This is a genomic window from Dyadobacter flavalbus, assembly GCF_006149045.1.
GTDB lineage: Bacteria > Bacteroidota > Bacteroidia > Cytophagales > Spirosomataceae > Dyadobacter > Dyadobacter flavalbus.
In genome coordinates this window covers 681,783-701,744 of record NZ_VBSN01000049.1, presented here as the reverse complement: position 1 = coordinate 701,744, position 19,962 = coordinate 681,783, and the positions used below count along the sequence as shown (strand labels likewise).

The 19,962-nt window shown below is 45.7% G+C and carries 15 protein-coding genes; 5 read left to right on the top strand and 10 right to left on the bottom strand.

Annotation, left to right across the window (positions count from 1 at the left end; all coding sequences use genetic code 11):
* Nucleotides 1–16 precede the first annotated feature (16 nt).
* The 3 genes from FEM33_RS18645 to FEM33_RS18635 form a co-directional block, all read right to left on the bottom strand.
* Entirely contained in the window at nt 17–652 is a 636-nt protein-coding gene (locus FEM33_RS18645) for an MBL fold metallo-hydrolase (RefSeq protein ID WP_139013475.1), read from the bottom strand.
* A 135-nt stretch (nt 653–787) separates the two neighbouring features.
* Nucleotides 788–1,498, bottom strand: a complete 711-nt coding sequence (locus FEM33_RS18640) for a hypothetical protein (protein WP_139013474.1) — start codon at nt 1,496–1,498, stop codon at nt 788–790.
* Nucleotides 1,499–1,638: 140 nt separating this feature from the next.
* Nucleotides 1,639–2,343, bottom strand: a complete 705-nt coding sequence (locus FEM33_RS18635) for an SAM-dependent methyltransferase (RefSeq protein WP_139013473.1) — start codon at nt 2,341–2,343, stop codon at nt 1,639–1,641.
* Nucleotides 2,344–2,421: 78 nt separating this feature from the next.
* Between FEM33_RS18635 and FEM33_RS18630 the strand changes: the two genes are divergently transcribed.
* On the top strand, nt 2,422–2,865 hold the full coding sequence (locus FEM33_RS18630) for a hypothetical protein (protein WP_229214307.1): 444 nt from the start codon (nt 2,422–2,424) through the stop codon (nt 2,863–2,865).
* Here FEM33_RS18630 and FEM33_RS18625 read toward each other — a convergent pair.
* The gene (locus tag FEM33_RS18625; protein ID WP_139013472.1) at nt 2,858–3,637 is read right to left on the bottom strand and encodes an alpha/beta fold hydrolase; all 780 of its coding nucleotides are present in this window, start codon (nt 3,635–3,637) and stop codon (nt 2,858–2,860) included. The two genes, FEM33_RS18630 and FEM33_RS18625, sit on opposite strands and share 8 nt — an antisense overlap.
* A 463-nt stretch (nt 3,638–4,100) precedes the next feature.
* Here FEM33_RS18625 and FEM33_RS18620 point away from each other — a divergent pair, with 463 nt between their 5' ends.
* On the top strand, nt 4,101–7,484 hold the full coding sequence (locus tag FEM33_RS18620) for a TonB-dependent receptor (protein WP_139013471.1): 3,384 nt from the start codon (nt 4,101–4,103) through the stop codon (nt 7,482–7,484).
* Between the two features lie 79 nt (nt 7,485–7,563).
* Here the strand turns inward: FEM33_RS18620 and FEM33_RS18615 are convergent, their stop codons facing one another.
* Entirely contained in the window at nt 7,564–8,475 is a 912-nt protein-coding gene (locus tag FEM33_RS18615; protein ID WP_139013470.1) for a patatin-like phospholipase family protein, read from the bottom strand.
* A 228-nt stretch (nt 8,476–8,703) separates the two neighbouring features.
* On the opposite strand from FEM33_RS18615, the gene FEM33_RS18610 reads away from it, so the two are divergent.
* Both FEM33_RS18610 and FEM33_RS18605 read left to right on the top strand, forming a co-directional pair.
* Entirely contained in the window at nt 8,704–9,678 is a 975-nt protein-coding gene (locus FEM33_RS18610) for a polyprenyl synthetase family protein (protein ID WP_139013469.1), read from the top strand.
* Between the two features lie 109 nt (nt 9,679–9,787).
* Nucleotides 9,788–11,164 (top strand): leucine-rich repeat domain-containing protein, encoded by a 1,377-nt coding sequence (locus FEM33_RS18605; RefSeq protein WP_229214306.1) that lies wholly within the window; start codon nt 9,788–9,790, stop codon nt 11,162–11,164.
* Here FEM33_RS18605 and FEM33_RS18600 read toward each other — a convergent pair whose 3' ends face one another.
* Nucleotides 11,165–13,342: a DUF5916 domain-containing protein gene (locus FEM33_RS18600; RefSeq protein ID WP_139013467.1), complete on the bottom strand. Its 2,178-nt coding sequence runs from the start codon at nt 13,340–13,342 to the stop codon at nt 11,165–11,167.
* Between the two features lie 42 nt (nt 13,343–13,384).
* A complete protein-coding gene (locus FEM33_RS18595; protein ID WP_139013466.1) occupies nt 13,385–13,690 on the bottom strand; it encodes a DUF3817 domain-containing protein in 306 nt (101 codons plus the stop codon).
* Nucleotides 13,691–13,987: 297 nt separating this feature from the next.
* On the opposite strand from FEM33_RS18595, the gene FEM33_RS18590 reads away from it, so the two are divergent.
* Nucleotides 13,988–16,540 (top strand): TonB-dependent receptor, encoded by a 2,553-nt coding sequence (locus tag FEM33_RS18590; protein ID WP_139013465.1) that lies wholly within the window; start codon nt 13,988–13,990, stop codon nt 16,538–16,540.
* Between the two features lie 90 nt (nt 16,541–16,630).
* Here the strand turns inward: FEM33_RS18590 and ccsA are convergent, their stop codons facing one another.
* Genes ccsA through FEM33_RS18575 form a run of 3 tightly spaced genes read right to left on the bottom strand, consistent with a single transcriptional unit; the run spans nt 16,631 to nt 19,893 of the window.
* The gene (gene ccsA / locus FEM33_RS18585) at nt 16,631–19,231 is read right to left on the bottom strand and encodes a cytochrome c biogenesis protein CcsA (RefSeq protein WP_139013464.1); all 2,601 of its coding nucleotides are present in this window, start codon (nt 19,229–19,231) and stop codon (nt 16,631–16,633) included.
* The gene (locus FEM33_RS18580; RefSeq protein WP_138281987.1) at nt 19,228–19,662 is read right to left on the bottom strand and encodes a cytochrome c maturation protein CcmE domain-containing protein; all 435 of its coding nucleotides are present in this window, start codon (nt 19,660–19,662) and stop codon (nt 19,228–19,230) included. Before FEM33_RS18580 ends, ccsA begins: the two co-directional genes overlap by 4 nt.
* 6 nt (nt 19,663–19,668) lie before the next feature.
* The gene (locus tag FEM33_RS18575) at nt 19,669–19,893 is read right to left on the bottom strand and encodes a CcmD family protein (RefSeq protein WP_139013463.1); all 225 of its coding nucleotides are present in this window, start codon (nt 19,891–19,893) and stop codon (nt 19,669–19,671) included.
* Nucleotides 19,894–19,962 lie beyond the last annotated feature (69 nt).

Genomic DNA, 19,962 nt, shown 5'->3' with positions numbered 1-19,962 from the left:
ATCCAGAAAATGGGTTTTAAAAAAATGGATTGTTTTTCTTCTCGAAACCGATTGTCGTTAACTGCATATGGCCGGGATAAACGGTATAATCGTCAGGCAAGGTAAACAATTTGCTGCGAATGCTCGAAAGCAGCTGGTTATGATCGCCGCCGGGCAAATCCGTACGTCCGATGCTCATGTGAAACAGCACATCGCCGCCCATGACAAAACGCTGATCTTCATTTACAAAGGCAATATGGCCGGGCGCATGTCCGGGAACGAAAATGACTTTCAATGACGAATTTCCAAAATGTACCGTATCGCCTTCGGCCAGATATGTATCGATTTCAGGTTCGTCGAACGAAGAAAAGCCGTAATTGGAAGCATAGGATTTGACAGCTTTCAGCAAAGGCTCATCCAGTGCATGCAGGGAAAACGGAATACGGTATTTCCTTTTCAAAGCGGCAATACCCAGAACATGATCAATATGTGCATGCGTATTGATGATCTGAACAGGCTTTAATCCGTTTGCTTCTATATAATCTGTTATTTCAGCCAATTCCTGTTTGTCGTAACAGCCGGGATCAATAATCACTGCTTCGCCGGTATCGTCGTGCAGCAGGTAGGTGTTTTCTGCAAACGGATTAAAGACAAAATTTTCAATATGTATCATGCCATTCGGAATTTTACTGAAGTAATGATTGCGCCGGCGAAGTTACAAAACTTTGGAAACCTACAATCCGGAAAACAAAATCGTCCGTGCACGGATACTTGCACGGACGATTTTGAAATACAACAATGCTTTTTGCTAAATCTGCTGTTCCGTTAAGGTCACCGTTATTCTGTCGTAATAAAAAACGCTCAGACCTTCATAGCCCGAGTCGGTTCCTATATAAAGCCAGATTTCACCCTGTGCATTTGCTTTCACAGTAAAAGGTTTGTCGGCATTGGATCTTTCCACCAGTTTATAAACAAACGTTTCCATGCCGTTGGAAACATTTCCCAGCAGCACCGCATCTTTCCCGATTTCCGATTGAGCGCCTTTATCCAGGCTAAAAACATACATTTTGTCTTCCAGCTTTCGGACAGGTTCAACCGGTGAAGCGCCCGCTTTCAGATACACCGAACCTCCCGGTGAACCGCCGGCTCCGAAGCTGTTTTCCGGATATTGTGTTCCAAAATTGACGTTGAAAACGACGCTGTAAGTCTGGTTCGGAACAAAGCCTGTTACTTTTTTCTTGAGATACATGAACATGTCGTCGGCGCGGTTATGTCCTTGCAACATGTAGCCATATCGGGTTGTGTCCAGGCCGGTCGGAAGAGTTGTGCGTTCTGCTTCCATTTCCAGCGTCGTAGAGTCTGTATCTGTTGAATAATCACTGAAACCCGGCGTCCAGCCGTCCGCGCCCGTTTCAAATGCTGAATCCACTTTAACGATTGCATTCAGTTTGTCTTCATTGTCACAGGCAGACAAAAATAGGGTCATTGCCAGACCTGTGAGCATCATCCATTTTTTCATAGCGTTAATTAGTAAGTTTAATACAGAGATCTATTGATGCCATGAAGAGTGTATTTTTGAGCGGATGGTTGGAAAAACAGCCTTGTTTTGCTGATAAAATTCTGTTCAAAATTGATTCAGAAGAAGTTGACATTTTACATTTAACCAATCAGAAAAACCGTAGGCCTTTTATGAAGATCAGGCATATTGGTTTTCCAGCTTTTAACCGGCATGGCCTTTATAAATTCATCTTCTGCAGTTACATTGGATACGATGCAGAGTTGCGTATCGGGCATGCAGCTTTCCAGCACAGCTTCCAGCAACTGATTGTTCCGGAAGGGCGTTTCCATAAAAATCTGCGTCTGGTTACGCTGTCGCGCATCACGTTCCAGGCTCTGAATGGCCTTTTTTCGCTGCACTTTATCAATAGGAAGATAACCGTGAAAAGTAAAGGACTGGCCGCTCATGCCGGACGACATCAGCGCCAGCAGAATAGAAGAGGGGCCAGCCAGCGGAATGACGCGGATGCCCATCTGGTGCGCAAGGTTTACGGCGACGGCTCCGGGATCGGCAATTCCCGGACAGCCGGCTTCTGAGATAATCCCGGCGCTTTGTTTGAGGTTTTTCAGCTTCTCGCGGGTTTCACTTTCCGGCGTATCCTTGTTTAACTCGATAAACGTAAGTTCGTCAATGATTCTGCCCAGTTTCAGGCTGCTGATAAAGCGACGGGCGGTACGTACATTTTCGACAAAGTAAATATCCAGATGCTGTACTGCATCCAGAATCTGAGGGCTCAGCACTTTGTCCTGCGTGCTTTCTGCCAGTACGGTCGGGATGAGGTATAATGCTATAACGGCATCGTTCATAAGCGGGTTGATTTTTAAAGTGTTGTTCCAACCAAATCGGTTATAATGGAATCTTGAAGAAAAACAAAGTTCAAAGTCATGAAAAGATTACTCTATCTTCCATTGTATTTCCTTGTGTTGTTATCATGTAGCAAAGACAGTCAGGAAGTTCAGTCCGCTGCGGAGTTCCTGAATGCCGGATCCGGATCCTTTGCAGGAAGCTGGAAACTGACCGAAAAAGAAAAGGTAACGATTGACGATCAGAAAATCTGGGAACCGGTTTCTGCTTCACAGCAATACACAATGATTCTCCGTTACGACGGTGTCATCCTGAATGCGGACGGAAAGCCGGCATGCTGCCCCCCGACTTCACTGATCATCAATGATCATTTGCTGGATATAAAACCGCAAAGTCCGATTCCGACGAATGAAGCATGTGAATTGGTTAACTGCATAAACTGCCTGACCTGGGAAATTGAGTTTACAGGAAACCAGATGATTGTCACAGCCTGCAACAGTCCGAGAATGAAGTTTGTCAGATAACCGCTTTGTCCATAAATTCCAATAAAGCAGCCACAAAAGATTTAGGCTGATCAGCCTGTATCCAGTGCCCGGCATTGGCAATCGTTTCCAGCCTTGCATTCGGGAACATTTTCAGGATTCCGGCCCAGTCCTCGTCCAGAATATAATCTGATTTTTCGCCGCGCATAAAAAGGGCCGGAACCTCCACTTTCAGGTCTGATCTGACTTCCGCACCAATGTTTTCAATATCGCTGGTGAGCAGCGGCAAATTAAAACGCCATGCAAATCCTCCTTCCTCTTTCCGGTACAGGTTTTTGAGCAGAAATTGTCTTACGCCCAGCGCAGGCTCATAACGGCTCAGCATTTCATCCGCCTGGTTCCGGTTTTCTACTTCTTTCAGGTTCATTGCATTCAGTCCTTCCAGAATTTTCTGATGATGAACAGGATAGGGTTTCGGGCCGATATCCACAACAACCAGTCCGCCGTATGTTCCGGGGTTTGTCAAAGCATATTCCATTACCGTTTTTCCGCCCATCGAATGCCCGATCAGAACAGGGTCCTGAATATGCTGCTGACTGATAAATTCTTTCAGATCTGCGGCAAAAGCCGGGAAACTAAGCGGCGCTTCATGCGGTGAACGGCCATGATTCCGCTGATCGACAAGAAAAACCTTATAGCCATGTTCCGAAATCGTTTTGCCGATCGTAAGCCAGTTATCCAGCAGGCCGAACAAACCGTGCAGGATGATCAGCGGCTTTCCGGATTCCCCGAATTGTTTGAAGTTAAGTTGCATTTAAAAAGATATTAGTTTCAACAAGCAGATCATTGGCAGGCAGTTTACGGCAAGATCCGATTCCAGCGTTTGACCTTTTGCAAAGGTGCGCAGGAATTTATTAATCAAGAATGAACACCTGATGAAAAATTAACAAAAAATTTACATCGGCAGGCATCATATTTTTATAAGTTTTTCTATTTCAGACCTAAAAAGTTGATTTACACACCTGATGAAATAATTTTTATTTGTTAATCTCAAAATTGTCTGATTCCGGACATTTTGTATATTTTGAAAATATTGAATTATTGGTTTACTTAAATGTATTATTCCAATAGATCAGTGAGTTATGTTAATTAGTATTGCATTTTAGTAGGATTCTCGTTTTTGCGTATAAATTAAAAATGATATTATTTTGTATCAGATAATATTTATCTTCCTTCATGGAGCCCACTAATATTAAAAATCAACTCAACATAATTTTATGAAATCGAAAAGTTTACTTTTCAGAGCAGCGGGTGTAATGCTGGTTGCCTTGCTGTTTGCCTTGTTCAGTCCGGAAGTCAGGGCGCAGGTTACTTCATCAACAATTACAGGCCGGGTTGCAGACAACAAAGGAGATGTTCTTCCCGGTGCAACCGTCGTTGCCATTCACGTGCCGTCCGGAACCAAATACGGAACGGTTACCAATGAAAAAGGACTCTATACAATCCCCGGCGTTCGTGTCGGCGGTCCGTATGCGGTTACTTCATCTTTTGTAGGTTTCGGAGACCAGACCAAGGAAAACATTTTTGCAGAACTGGGTACCAGTGCGGATGTGAGCTTTGCCATGGCAGAAAACGGTACTGAATTGCAGGAAGTTGTGATTTCAACCGCAAGAAGTGACATTTTCAGCTCGGATCGTACCGGAGCAGCTTCTTCTTTCGGGCGTGAAACAATCAACACAACGCCAACAATCGGCCGTACGATCAACGATATTACCAAGTACAATCCGTACGGAAACGGCCAGTCCTTTGCGGGCCAGGATGCACGTTTCAACAACATTACGATTGACGGATCGGTTTTCAACAACGGTTTCGGACTGGGTTCATCGGCACAGGCCGGCGGACGTACCGGAACGACGGCGGTTTCACTAGACGCGCTGGATCAGGTGCAGGTGAACGTGGCACCTTTTGACGTTCGCCAGTCGGGCTTTACCGGTGCGGGTATCAATGCCGTAACCAGGTCCGGAACAAACGAATTTTCCGGATCGGCATACACGCTTTTCAGGAATAACGATCTTGTCGGCAAAAAAGCAAACGGCGGCCGTGATATTACACCCAAGCCTAATGTAAAGGAAAATACGTACGGATTTCGTCTGGGCGGCCCGATTATCAAGAACAAACTGTTCTTCTTTGTCAATGCGGAAAGATTCACCAGCAGCACGCCGGCACTGACCTGGTCGCTGGACAGAGGAACAGGCGGCAGCAACGTTTCGCGTGTACTGGAATCGGACCTTCGCGATCTGGACCAGTTCCTTACAACCAAATTCAATTATTCACTTGGTGCACTGGACGGTTTCAACAATGAGGTTAAAAGCACAAAGGGCCTTATCCGTCTGGATTACAACATCAATGACCGCAACAAGCTTTCGGTACGTTATTCACAGCATCAGTCGGAATCAGGTCAGGTTATCAGCAACAGCAGCAGCAGCAACACGGCGGGTAACGGAAACCGTACAAACAGCCCGCTTGCTATTTCAGCTGAAAATACGGGTTATCTTATTGCAGACAATACGCGTTCTATCGCAGCCGAGCTGACTTCCAACTTTAACGGCAAGCTGGCCAATGACCTGATTGTTACCTATAACAAACAAATCGAAGACCGGACTTATAAAACAGCCATGTTCCCGACCGTGGACATTCTGAAAGACGGAAGTACTTACACAACCGTCGGTTTCGATCCTTTTACGCCGAACAACAAGCTGAACTATTCCACGTTCAACATTACCAACAACCTGAGCTATTTTGCCGGAAAGCATACATTTACAGCAGGTATTGTTTATGAGCATTTTACTTCCAATAACGTCTTTTTCCCATCGTCTAACGGCGTATATGTTTACAATTCCATAGAGGATTTTAAAACAGCTGCTCAGGCATCTCTGGACAATCCCGGCGCTACAACTTCACCGGTTACCGTGGCCAAATACAACCTTCGTTATTCTTTGCTTCCGGGCGGAGGCGAGCCGTTGCAGGTTCTGAAAAGAGATTTGTACAGTGCTTACTTGCAGGATGAATACCAGGTTAGCCCGAACTTCAAAGTGACTGCAGGTATCCGCGGCGATATTTTTGCGTACGACAATTCTACTGCAACGGATTTCAATAACCCGATCGTAGCGGCACTGACATTTCAGGATGAAAACGGAGCTCCGTATAAAGTTACAACCGGAACTTTCCCGAAAACCAGACTGCTGATTTCGCCGCGTATCGGTTTCAACCTGGATGTAAAAGGCGACAAAACGACGCAGGTTCGCGGAGGAACCGGAATATTTGTTTCACGTATCCCGGAAGTTTTGATTTCCAACCAATTGGGTAACAACGGCGTAAATACAGCGGTTATCAACGAATCCAATACAACAGATTATGCATTTACAACGGATCCTACCCGTTACATTCCAGCAGATAAAGCAGATATTACAACATTGCCGCCATACGTAATCAATGCATCGGACCAGAACCTGAAATATCCGCAGATCTGGAAATCCAACATTGCTGTTGACCAGCGGTTGCCTCTGGGCCTGATCGGAACGGTTGAATTTATTTATAACAAGACAATCAACGGTCTTCGTTACATTGATGCCAACCTGAAATCACCGGACCGTACGTTTGAAGGTCCTGACGAGCGTCCGCGTTATCCTGCTTCCGGCGTTACCAGCACTGGTTCCGGAGCGGCCAATACGGTGAATGTTGCCCGATTTATCAATCCGAATATTTCAAACGTTTTTGTACTGAAAAACACGAAAAAAGGAAATTCATACATTGCGACGGTTAAACTGGAAAAACCGGCATCACGCGGTTTCGGCGGATTTGTATCTTATACGTATGGCGAAGCAAAAGACATTGCATTTGTAGGAAGTACGGTTCAGGCCAACATCCCGTCCGTAGCAGGCCAGAATTATCTGCCGTTATCTTATGCAGACAATGACCTTCGTCACCGCATTGTCGGCTTGTTGAATTACCGCATCAATTATGGCGGAACAGCGGGCGGTTCCACCACCTTTACGCTTGGTGCCGTTTCCAACAGCGGAAGCAAAATTTCCTACACGCTTAATCAGGACCTGAATGGCGACGGACAAAATTCCAACGACCTGATTTATGTTCCGCGCAATGCTTCCGAGTTGTCGTTTGCGCCGCTTACAGTGGGTACCGGGACAAATGCCGTAATTTACTCGCCGGAAGAACAGCAAAGAGCCTTTGACGCTTACATTGAAGGAAATGATTATTTGAAAACGCGTCGCGGCCAGTATGCAGAACGTAATGGCGGCGCATTTCCTTGGCTTACCCGTTTTGATCTTACTGTTATACAGGAATTTTATGTTGCTGTCGGCAAAAGTGGAAAAAGAAATACGATCCAGCTTCGCGGCGATGTCCTGAACGTAGGAAACCTGATCAATGACAAATGGGGACTTGGAAACCAGTCAACTACTGTAAACCCGCTGGCGCTTGCAAGTGTTTCTGCGGACGGCACTCCTTCTTACCGGATTGCAACGCAGGTTGTCAACGAAAATAACGTAAACAGAACGATTTTACTGAGAGATTCATTTGTGCCGAGCGCTACTGTCAACAGCGTTTGGCAGGCACAGATCGGAATCCGTTATATTTTCAACTGATTGCCTGTTCGGTAATTTCCTGAATAAATGCAGAAAGCCCGTCCGTACAGACGGGCTTTCTGCTGTTTAACGGCGTTCATTATTTTTCCTGAATTTTCTCCGGTTTCAAAACAGACTCCGTTCCTGCGCGGTAGCCCTCGATAATCAGTCTTGAAATATCTTCGGAATTGAAATGCTGCAGATCCAGAAACAGCGGTATTTTCGGCCGAATAACGGTAAGTTTCATGGGCTTTCCACGCAGCACGGAGCGGTCAATGTAATTTTCTGCCCAGATGATATTGCTGTTCACAATCTGGTTTACAGTAATGTCTCTTACGCGTTCAATCAGCGTGATCAGGTTTTTGGTGTTAATGCCTTCGGGCTGGTACAAAAGCGGAGAATGACAGGCGATGAGAACGATTTCCGTAGCGCCGTCTTCAATGGCCTGTCGGACCGGCGCAACTTCCCGCATGCCGCCATCCTGGTAAAGCTGCTGTTCTATTTCCACGGCCGGCATCAGCATGGGAATGGATGAGCTGGCAAATACATAATCCAGAAAATGGGCATTGTCCGGCGCCACATACTTTATTTCTCCGGTAGCCATATTGACAGCCCCGACTTTGACGCGTACCGGATTATGGGCCAGATTTTCCTTGTTTACATGCTTCCGGATCAGCTGATGCAGCGGCTGCGGGTTCACGATTCCGTCGAAACGGCTCATCAGCGTATTCACGCCCAGCTTCACACGGGAGCGGAGAATGGAAATATCCTGCGGCTGCGTAATGTTCCTGATCCAGAATTCAAGCAGTCTGCGGCCGGCAACAGGCCATTGTATTTGTTTGTTCTCGTGAAACTGGCGCCCGGCTTCATTGGCAAGAAATGTGGTGTTCAGTGCGCCGACAGAAATTCCGTATATCATTTCCGGTTCAAAACCGTTTTCCAATACAGCCTGAATAACGCCCACCTGAAACGCGCCTTTCATGGATCCTCCTCCGAGAACAAGTGCTTTCATATCTGTATGTTTTCTGCATCAGCGTTCTGCAATTTCATTTTTCGATTCCGCTGCGTTTCCTTTTTTCTCAATTGTAAACATTTTAAAAATAAAATTGGTATAAACAGAAGATTTTATTCCAAATTTGAAGACTGGAGTTCAAAATACATTTGAATCGACAAAACAATGTGACGGCTGCCATTTACAGCCTGCTTATATCAGAAGGAGCATGGTCCTTCGTTAATACATATGACCCTTTCAATAAAGGAAATTCAGGTTCCGATTGCAGATGAAATGAAAGCCTTTGAGCACAAGTTTCGTCAGTTTATGAAAAGTGATGTAATGCTGCTGGATCAGATCATGAATTACATCGTCAGGCGCAAGGGCAAACAGCTACGTCCCATGTTTGTTTTTCTTTCTGCCGGCGTCTGCGGCGAAATTTCCGAATCCACTTACCGGGGAGGTGCCCTGATCGAACTTTTGCATACAGCGACACTTGTACACGACGACGTTGTGGATGATTCCAATTACCGCCGCGGTTTTTTTTCGGTTAACGCCTTGTGGAAAAATAAGATTGCCGTTCTGGTCGGAGATTATCTTCTTTCGCGCGGTTTGCTTTTGTCTGTTGATCATCAGGAATTCGATATTCTGAAAATTGTTTCTACTGCTGTCCGTGAATTAAGTGAAGGCGAGTTATTACAGATTGAAAAGGCAAGAAGGCTGGATATCAACGAGGAAGTTTATTATCAGATCATCAAGCAAAAAACGGCTTCCCTGATTGCTTCCTGCTGCGCGGTAGGCGCAAGTTCCGTTGGTGCCGGCGCTGACATTGTGAAGCGGATGCATGCATTCGGTGAAAAAGTAGGCATGGCTTTTCAGATCAAAGATGACCTTTTTGACTACGGCGAAGATGAAATCGGCAAGCCGCTCGGCATTGATATCAAAGAAAAAAAGATGACGCTCCCGCTTATCTATGCGCTGAACCACGCCGGATGGCTCGAAAAACGCAGGATTATCAACATCATCCGCAATGAGAGCCACAAACCTAAAAAAGTAAACGAAGTTATCGCTTTCGTAAAGGATTCGGGCGGGCTCCGGTATGCACAGGAAGTCATGCAGCGCTATGTGGAAGAAGCGCACGAAATTTTATACGAGTTTGTGGACTCACCGCACCGCAGATCGCTCGAACAGCTTGTGCAGTATACGATTGAAAGAAGCAAGTAAATCGTCCCGTTCTCCGAAGAGTTTTATGATTTAAGAATAAAATCCAAGGTTATGAAATAATATGACTAAGTTCTTAGTTATATTAGTGATTCCACAAAACCTTGTTGTTATGAAACTCATTCTGACCGCATTAATGTGTCTGTGCGTAGAAAGCCTTTACGCGCAAATCCGTGTTCTGTCTTCTGGAAATGCCGAAAAGCAGGGCATAGATCAGGCAAAACTTTCCAATGATTATACCGGTACCGGCCAAAGTGCGGCAGAGGAAATCCTGGCAAAAACAAATGATGTGCTTGCTGCTGCTTTCCCGGAAAATCCAAACCCCGGAATTACTGTTTTTACCCAGTTTTATATCAATGAGTCAGGAAGTCCGGATTACCTGATTTTTGATCTCCAAACCAGTGATGCCTACAACAAGGATTCACTTAATGAACTGACCAGAAAAGCTTTTCTGACCGCTTTTGACGGCTGGAAAGTAAAAAAGCCGACCGGTACGCGCTTTGCCATCATATCTCTGAAAACATTTGGAAAACAGCCGGTCATGCGTGAAGTGCGTAGCGGTGACAGCAGTGTGACGGACCTGAAATCTGCGCTGGTTTTTCAGGATACATTAAAGGTAAAACGGCTTTACCTGAATCAGCTCGATTTGAAATCGGTTCCGGATGTGATTTACAGGTTTCCGAATCTGGAAGAATTGTATCTGGGCAGGAATGAATTACAAAGCGTTCATATTCAAATGCAGCGTCTGCCAAAACTGAAACAGCTTCATTTGCAGAATAATCAGATCAGAAATAATGATCTGGAAATTACTGAAAACCAGTCGCTTACGTTACTGAACCTGAACGAAAACAAACTGACGGACATTCCAAAACAGCTGCGTGCATCCGGAAAGCTTTCCAGTCTGTGGCTTGGCGGCAATGCAATGACTAGTTTGTCCGGTAAAAGTTTCAGAAAACTGAAAAGCGTTCAGGATCTGAACTTTTATAAATCTGCCATTCCGGTCTTGCCGAAAGGCATTAAAAAAATGAAAAATCTGGAAGTGCTGGATCTTTATTACAACAAGCTTGAAGCGTTGCCGGCTTCCATTACCAAACTGAAAAAACTGACGCATCTGGCCGTTTCGCACAATGAATTGACGTCGTTGCCAAAGAAAATAGACCGGCTTGCAAAAGTTCATACGCTTTATGCGCATCACAATCACATCAGCAAGCTTCCGGCACGCATTGCAAAGATGCAGAACCTTAAAATCCTGGATCTTGGTTTCAACTGGTTTACGGATTTCCCAAAGGAACTTACCGCTTTTTTCAATCTGCAGGAACTGGATCTTTCGTCCAATAACTTCCTGGCTTTTCCTGAACAGCTGCTGGAGATAAAGCAGCTCGACAAGCTTTATCTCCGTGGAAATCCGTTTGTGAAAGACGACGCCGAAGCGAAATACAGCCGGCAACTCGGACAGCTGAAAAGCAGAAATATTGAAGTGTACTACTGATTACAGATTCCACCAGTAAGTGAACTTCAGAACAATCGCCCGGTTTTTGACCATGAAGTTTTCAGGAAGATAATTGTCGGTATAAACAATGAACAAATCCGACGCCGGCTTGTACCGCCATTGCAGACGCGCGTTCAGGTTGATATTATCCGCCTGATTGTTGTACTGCATAAAAGTGGTAAAAAACAGGTTGTTCGTAAAAGTTACGTCCACGCGCGGTCCGACGAGCCATAGCTGCTTGCGGTTCCAGGGTTCCGGCAAATGGATGTCGTTGTAATTTCCGGCCATTGTGATCGCCACATAAGGCTGTACGCGATAGCCAAGTTCGGCGCGCAGGTTATTGCGTCTTCCGTTTTGATAGTAGCCGCCTGTTATTCCGGATATCAGGTATGTAAACCGGTTCTGCGGGCCGGAAACAATATCAAAGCCGGCGGATTTGTAGCTGTGTTCACTGCCTGTTGTCAGCGTGAAGCCGCCGAGGTTAGTCGGGTCAAAAGGACGTAAAAGGCGTACATAATTGCTTGCGCCCCAAACTGCTACCGTTGCGCGGTTGATGAAATTCAGGTTATAGGAAAGAATGTATTCCTTGTCGCTGACATTAAACTGTTTGTCCCAGTATACATTGCTGACGAGCTTGGGGCCGTGACTGATGATTTTCGGAGATTTTACAAAAAACAGATAACCGATATTCGGGCTGATTTTGTAATAACCCATCCGCACGGCATTCGGAACATACCCGACCTCTGCATTGTAATTTTTGCCTACATACTCATGCTGCCATTGCCAGAAAAAATTGGCTTTATTGAATTTCAGATCGGCGGCATGTGAAAAGTCGTCCGTTGTTTTTCCCGGTGTGAACGATTTCAGGAACATGACTTTTCCGGTCCACAGGTTTTTGGCGCTGGCCAGGTTGAATTCCGCTCCGATGTTGCGGTTATAACGGCTGGTGGCGGCATGCCGGTCAAGCGAATAATTGGTTGCGTCCTTGTTTACGTAAATAAAGCGGATGTTGGAGCGGGCCAGAACCTGTCTCTGTAGTGCAAAAACAGCATAGTTGTTTCGGGGCGTCAGGCTGTCGGAAGAACCTGTCTGAACGTCCAGCACACCGATACGCCAGTTCTTGTTGATTTTACCGCTCATGCGTGCACCGAACTGGATCGGCACGCCAAGACCAATGCGGCGGGAGAAAAAAGGGCGAATGGTAGCGTACCCGAAGTTGGCAAAAAGATCAGCATTTTCCAGAAAGAACTGACGGCGTTCCGGGAAAAACAGCTCGAATCGCGTAAGGTTGGTTTGCTGCACATCCACGTCCACCTGTGAAAAATCCGGGTTAACCGTTAAATCGAGGTTCAGAGACGGCGTTAATCCGATTTTTACGTCACCACCGACAGCCGGTTTGAATTTGCTTGGCGTATCGTTATCGTAATCTTTGGTAAGACGCGTGGCGGCATACGGAATCACGGAAATATTTGGTCCCGGATTCGGCGGCGGAACGTCCCAGACCAGTACGCCCGTGTATGCCAGCGATGCCGAAGGAAATTGCCTCGGAACCGGCGCCCACGCCGATTTTTCGGAAATGGTAAGATCCTGCCGGCTGAAATTGATTCCCCAGCGCGTAATGCCCGGTTTATAACGGATGCTTTTGAACGGAATCGCTGCTTCCCAGACCCATTTGTCATTATCGTTCTTGACGGAACTCAGCCATTTGTTATCCCAGCTCAAATCCACGGTTCCGCCGTCACCTTGTTGTCCGTCCCACGGAGCGCCTGCTGCATTGGCCCCGAATGAAAAACCATTGGTACGGTCGTCAAAAGTGTCCATGAAAAGCAGGAAGTTGTCATTTTTTCCAAATGCAAAATCCCTTTTGAGCGATTCCACAATAATAGAACCTTTAATCGGCTTGTAATTAATGACCAGAATGTAAAGATTATTCTTGTCGTAGCACATTTTAACGTCCGTCTGGGCACGTGAAAAGCTGGTGTCCATCGGGGTGATCATGAAAAAGTCAGTTGCTGTTTCAGCAGATGACCATGCAAGATCGTCCGCCACGCCGTCGATATTCAGCGGAGCAGCAGCAGAATGGATATGATACTGATAATTTTCATTGGGTTTCTGCGCAATACTTTGAAAAATGATTAAACAGAAAAAGACAAAGGTCAGGATAGAAGTACGTTGCACTTGCTTGATGGGTATAGGAATGGATAGATAACGAAGGTTTGGCTATGCTTGGCTTCTGAACCATTTCGCATCGGCATAGAAAGTGCCGAACGGAATCAGGGATGAGAAGAAGGATAAAAAAGATTTTTTGAAAGACCAGCCATATTGAGTTGCAACCTGAACAAGCAGCAGTACAAAAAGGACGAACAGCACGCCATGCGCCATTCCGACCACGCGAACGGCCTGCGGAATGCCGGCCAGATATTTGAGCGGCATGGCAATACCCAGCAGCACCAGATAGGAGACACCTTCCAGGAAAGCAATGATCCGGAAGCGGCCCAAAGCTGATTTTAATAAAGTAGAAAGCATAAGAAATCAACAAAAGAAAACATGTATTACAATTGTAAAGATACATATTCGGAGGCTTGAACTGCAGCATAATGTAAAAGCTTTTCCATGGAATTGTTATATAATCATTTCAAGAATGAAGAAAGAGAGAAAATACATGCAGTTCAGTGACATAACTGCATAGAAGATAATATTAAATGCACTTTTAATATAACTAAATTCTAAAATCCGGATTATAGTAAAAACATTGTTTGGTTTAACTTGATATTTGTGGCCTGATATTTTTGAGAAAAATTTATAATCCAAAAGTCAACCTACATGAATAAAACTTTCTTCACTTTTATTTTTACACTGGTATCCTGCTTCTGTTTTGCACAGAGTTTCAAGGTTTCAGGAAGGATTACAGATGAAAAAGGCGATCCGCTGATCGGCGCTTCGGTGATTGAAAAAGGCACCAGCAACGGAACCACAACCGATGGAAACGGCGCCTACACGTTGTCCGTCAGCAGTGCAAGTTCTGTAATCGTAGCGACTTATGTCGGTTACAACAGGATCGAAAAGGCCATCAGCGGCAGCGGCGAGCAGAATCTCGTTCTTGAAAATGCGACTGTCTTGAATCAGGTTACCGTTGTCGGTTCCAGAAATTTAAACCGTTCTTCAACGGATACGCCCGCGCCGGTGGATGTGATCGACATCCGGGAAATTACAACGAAACAGGGCCAGCTGGATGTAAATCAGCTCCTTCAGTTTGCAGCTCCTTCCTTCAATTCCAATCGCCAGACCGGTTCCGACGGCGCAGACCATGTGGACCCGGCATCTTTGCGCGGTCTCGGCCCGGACCAGACTTTGGTCCTGATCAACGGGAAAAGACGGCATCAGTCTTCGCTTGTGAACCTTTTTGGTACGCGCGGACGAGGAAATACCGGAACCGACCTGAATGCCATTCCCGCCGCAGCCATCGAAAGAATTGAAATCCTGCGCGACGGCGCTTCGGCACAGTACGGTTCGGATGCGATTGCAGGCGTTATCAATATTGTATTGAAAGAAACGGTAAACCAGCTGAGCGCCAACGTAAATGCCGGCATGTACAAGGCAAAGTACCGTTATGACGACAAGCAGTTTGACGGGCTGAACTACAATGCAAACCTTAATTACGGAATAAAAATCGCAAATAAAGGGTTTCTGAACGTGACGGCAGATTACAATTTCCGGGACCATACCAACCGCGCGAATACGGTTTCCAGCGAAGCGGATCTTGCCAGAAGGCAATACGGCGATCCGAAGATCAACAATGCTGCGGTGTATTACAATGCAAAGGTTCCAATCGGAACCAATTTTCAGGTTTACAGCTTCGGCGGTTTGAACAAAAGAAAAGGCGATGCCTACGCATGGACGCGTTTTGCTGACGATGAGCGGAACATTCCTTCCATTTACCCGAACGGCTTTGACCCGATCATTGCCAGCACCATTGACGACCGTTCGTTTGCCTTTGGCGTAAGAGGCATATGGAAAGGCTGGGATATTGATCTGAGCAACACATACGGTTTTAACAAATTTCACTTTAATGTAAAAAATTCGCTGAACCGTTCACTCGGGCCGTTGTCCCAGACAACGTTTGATGCCGGCGGCTTTCAGTTAGGGCAAAATGTGAACAATCTGAATGTTACGAAGTATTACAAGACGATTTTACAAGGGCTTAATCTTGCATTCGGGGCAGAATACAGAACGGAACAATACAAAATTTTTGCAGGCGAGCGCGCTTCGTATTACAACTACGACCCGACTTATCCGGGCGGTTCGCAAGGATTTCCGGGATACAGCCCGACGGACGTTACCGACAGAAGCCGTTCAAACGTCGGCGTTTATCTGGACGTAGAAGCGGATGTTACAAAGAAATTTCTGGTGGATGCGGCAGTACGTTATGAAAATTACAGCGATTTCGGAAGTACGGTAAACGGGAAAGTGGGTTTGCGCTACAAAGTGACCGATGCATTTTCATTACGCGGAACGGTCAGTACAGGTTTCCGTGCGCCGTCGCTCGCTCAGAAGTATTTTAATTCCACGTTTACCAATTTTGTAAATGGTACTCCGGTTGAAGTTTTACTTGCCAACAATGAAAGTGCCGTTACGCAGGCGCTGGGAATTCCGAAACTGAAACAGGAAACTTCCCAGAATGCCAGCGTCGGTTTTACACTTGCACCGGCTTCCGGCCTTTCTGTTACCGTGGATGGTTACTATGTAAAAGTGAAAGACCGCGTTGTGTTAACCGGACAGTTCAGCGACGAGGACGAGCAGATCGGCGATCTCCTGAAACAGCTCCGGGTTGGAAAAGCACAGTTTTTTACCAATGCACTTTCTTATACGACGACAAAAGGAATTGATGTCATTGTTGCACATACGACGCCGTTAGGCGTTGGACGGCTTAGCTCCACACTGGCAGCCAACTTCAACTGGATGGAATTGGGACCTGTGAACACAAGTCCGAAACTGGCAGGAAAAGAAGATATTTATTTTGATGAAAGAGAACGCAGGTTCGTACTTGCTTCGGCGCCTCCTTCCAAAATAAACCTGACGCTGGATTACTCGGTGGACAAATTCAGCTTTATGCTGCGGTTCATCCGTTTTGGTGAAATAAAACTGGCCAACTGGGATTACGAACTGGACGTGTACAAGCCGAGAATTCAGACGGATGTTACTTTGAATTACAAGGTGAGCAAGAATTTTTCATTGTCGGTAGGCGGGAGCAATATCTTCAATGTTTATCCGGACTTGTCCTTGCCTGCGCTTACGGAATCGGGCGGAGCCTGGGACCCTGTTCAGATGGGAAGCAACGGCGCTTTTATTTTTACCAGGCTTGGTTTCCGGTTTTAATAGCTATTCTAATAAAGAAAAGCGGTTTATATTAACATAAAAAAGGTGCTCAAACTTTCATTTGAGCACCTTTTTTATGGTCTGTTCATTTTATACAGCCTGCGGTCTGGCTTTGGATTTGCTTTTGCCAGAAAGAGGCATATTCTCTTTATTTCTCATTTTGACAAAATCCTTGAAACGTCTGACTGTCGCCATAATGAAGCCGATAACTAGAACGAATGTTCCGAGCCAGAGTACATTGATCAGCGGTTTTTCAATGGCTTTCATCACAATAAAATCACGTTGCGTCGTGTTGACAGCAAATGAGAACTGGCCTGTCTGCGGATTGATTTCCTGAAACTGGATGCGCATGCCAAGATCATTGCTTACTTCCGGCTTGCGAGCCACCATACGGTCGCGGATAACAAATGACGGCGTAATAACGTATTCTTTATCTTTGTCCAGCACGCGGATAATGGCTTTTACTGCTGCATCGCCTTCACCAAGCGTAACGCCTTCAACCTGTTCTGTACGGATTACATTATCAAGAATGGCAACGTAATCATTTACAAAAAATGTATCGCGCATGTTTACCGTAAAGTTTTCCGTCTGGCTCCATACCGGCTCGGCCGTTGGATTGGTTACCATGGAAACATACGTGTACAAATCCTTGTTGTACTTGCGCTGAATATCCGGTGATGAAACGATTCCGCCCATTCTCGGATTGATCTGAACCCTTGGGAAAAGGTTGAAAATACGTCCGGATGGCTCGCGGTATTCTATATCGTAATAGAAATTCTCAGGGAAAATTTCAATGGTGTCGCCTTTGGAGTTGTACTTTTTGTCATTGACAACAATATCTCTCAACGCAACGGCATGAAAATCGCCTTCCACAATATCAACCCAGCTTTTGGGAATGTAACCCGGAATATGGCGCGGCTCCACGCGTACATCGCGCCATGTGAGCATGTAATCGCCCATTTTCTCAGGCTTGTTGAGCCATAACGTAATGTTTTCCTTGTTTTCCTTATTATCGTTACTGGTAAATTCTTCGCTGCGGGAAATCATCAGCCCGGAATTATTGATGGAAACAACCTTGGTATAACCTGAAGAAAACAAAATCCCGATCAGCATCAGCGCAACGCCGATGTGCGTAATCGCGCCGCCCGACAAGTTGTAATTGCCTCTGATGATGTTAATCAGAATAGTGCCGTTTGCCACAATTGCGAAAACCGCCGTAGTTAAAAGGACGATATACTGAATATCCTTAACACCCTGATAAGTAATGATTGCAGCACTGATCAGCAAGGCAATCAATAACGGATTGTAAAGCGCCTGAAGACGGTTCTGGCCAACTCTTTTCCACCAGAAAAACTGTCCGATTCCGGTCAATACAATAATAAGTGAGAAAAACCAGAGCTGGAATTTGTTGTAATGTCCGATCTGATCTGCCGGCAAAGCCATATTCAGGATGGTACCGAATGCTTCTGCAACTTTGTTATAAACAGGAATGGAAGTTGTGGCAAGAATCTGGAAACCGGACAAGCAAAGTAAAGTAGCGCCGATAAAGATCCAGAATTCCTGCGAATAGGTCGAAACCTCTTCTTCGTCAACCGGAAGTTCTTTCCAGCGGTAAATCAGAAGGCCGGTTGCTACAATAGTGAATGTCAAAAGATAAACCAGCAACTGGCCTGAAAGTCCAAGGTCTGTAAACGAGTGAACCGATGCATTTCCCAGAACCCCGCTTCTTGTCATGAACGTGGAGTAAAGAATGAGAATGAAAGTAGCAATCGTCAGGATGAAAGAAGTTTTAAGCGCAGTGGCATTTCTTCTTCCGATGATCATCGTGTGAATGGCGGCAACAAGCACGAGCCAGGGAACAATGGATGAGTTTTCAACCGGGTCCCAGTTCCAGTAACCGCCGAAGTTAAGCGTTTCGTAGGCCCAGTAAGCGCCCATTAAAATACCAACGCCCAGGATAAGTGCGGAAAACAGCGCCCACGGCAACGCCGGGCGAATCCAGTCCTGAATTTTCCTGGTCCATAGCCCGGCAATGGCAAACGAGAAAGGAATCAGCGTGGTGGCAAATCCCAGAAAAAGGGTAGGAGGGTGAATAACCATCCAGTAATTCTGTAAAAGCGGGTTCAGTCCGTTGCCGTCTTTAGGAATGAAATTGGCATCCATCTGGTAAACAGGCAAGTCCGGCATTACTTCTTTCAGCAACAGGAAAGGAGTGGAGCCGATTTTAAGATCCAGCCCGGGAATGACAACGCCCAGGATCATGGAAGTCAGAAATGCCTGAACCAAAGCAAAAACAGTCATCACCGGCGCTTCCCACGAGCGGTTTGAGAAAATCAGTACCACGCCGAGCACAACGTTCCAGAAGATCCAGAGCAGAAAACTTCCTTCCTGATCCTGCCAGAAACTGGAAATCGTGTAGCCGGTCGGCAAAGATAGCGAGGAGTTTTTCCAGGCGTAATGGTACTCAAAGTAATGGTTGCCGATAATCCAGTACAAGGAAAAGACAACGCCCAGAACTGCCGCCACGTGCACGTAAAAGACAATGCGGGCGAACTTTTTCCAGGTCAGTGTTTCCTCCGGCAAAGTGCCGGACATGCCGGCTTTGAAATAGGCGAATGTTGCAACGAGTGCCGTTACAAACGCAATAATAACCAGCAGGTGACCTGCACTTCCGATTGTGCTGTGAATCATGATTTTGCTGCTGTATGTTCAGTGGTTTCCATTTTGCCGTTATCGTATTTCGACGGGCATTTCATCAATATTTTTTCGGCTGTAAAAGCGCCGTCCTGCATTTTTCCTATCACCACAACTTGTTCCGATTTGTCAAAATCCTGCGGTTTGGTGTTTTTGTAGATCACTTTCTGTTCCACGTTATTATTGTCGATCAGTGTAAAAGCAAAGTAATTGGGGTCAATTTCGGGCTGGTATTCCATGTCCAGAATTCGTCCTGAAACGTCTTTTTTCAACTTTCCGACTACATGGATACTTTCCGCGTCACCTTCCTGCGCCATTTCCCTGGCTTTGGTAAAGTCAACATAAGTACTGGCATCGCCGGCTGTGGAAACAATAATTCCGATGGCAACGGCTACAATAATAAGACCGAATATCTGTATCTTTTTCATGAATGTTTACTTGATATTTAATTCTTTCTCAATTTTACTTACGCGGGAGTCAATTCGGAGCATGTTAACGGCAATGCCCAGAAACACAATGGCTATGACGGCAACTACAACCCATATTTTGCCGTCTTCTCGCAACTTGTCTGCCATCGGGACACCGTTGTCAGCAGCTTGTGCAAATGTATTTCCGGATATGAAAAACAGGAAAAACAGAATCTGAAGAACTCTTTTCATTGTATTTAAAGGGAACTGAAATCTTAACGAAAATTTGAATTGAAATGTTTATGATCTGTTAAAAAACAG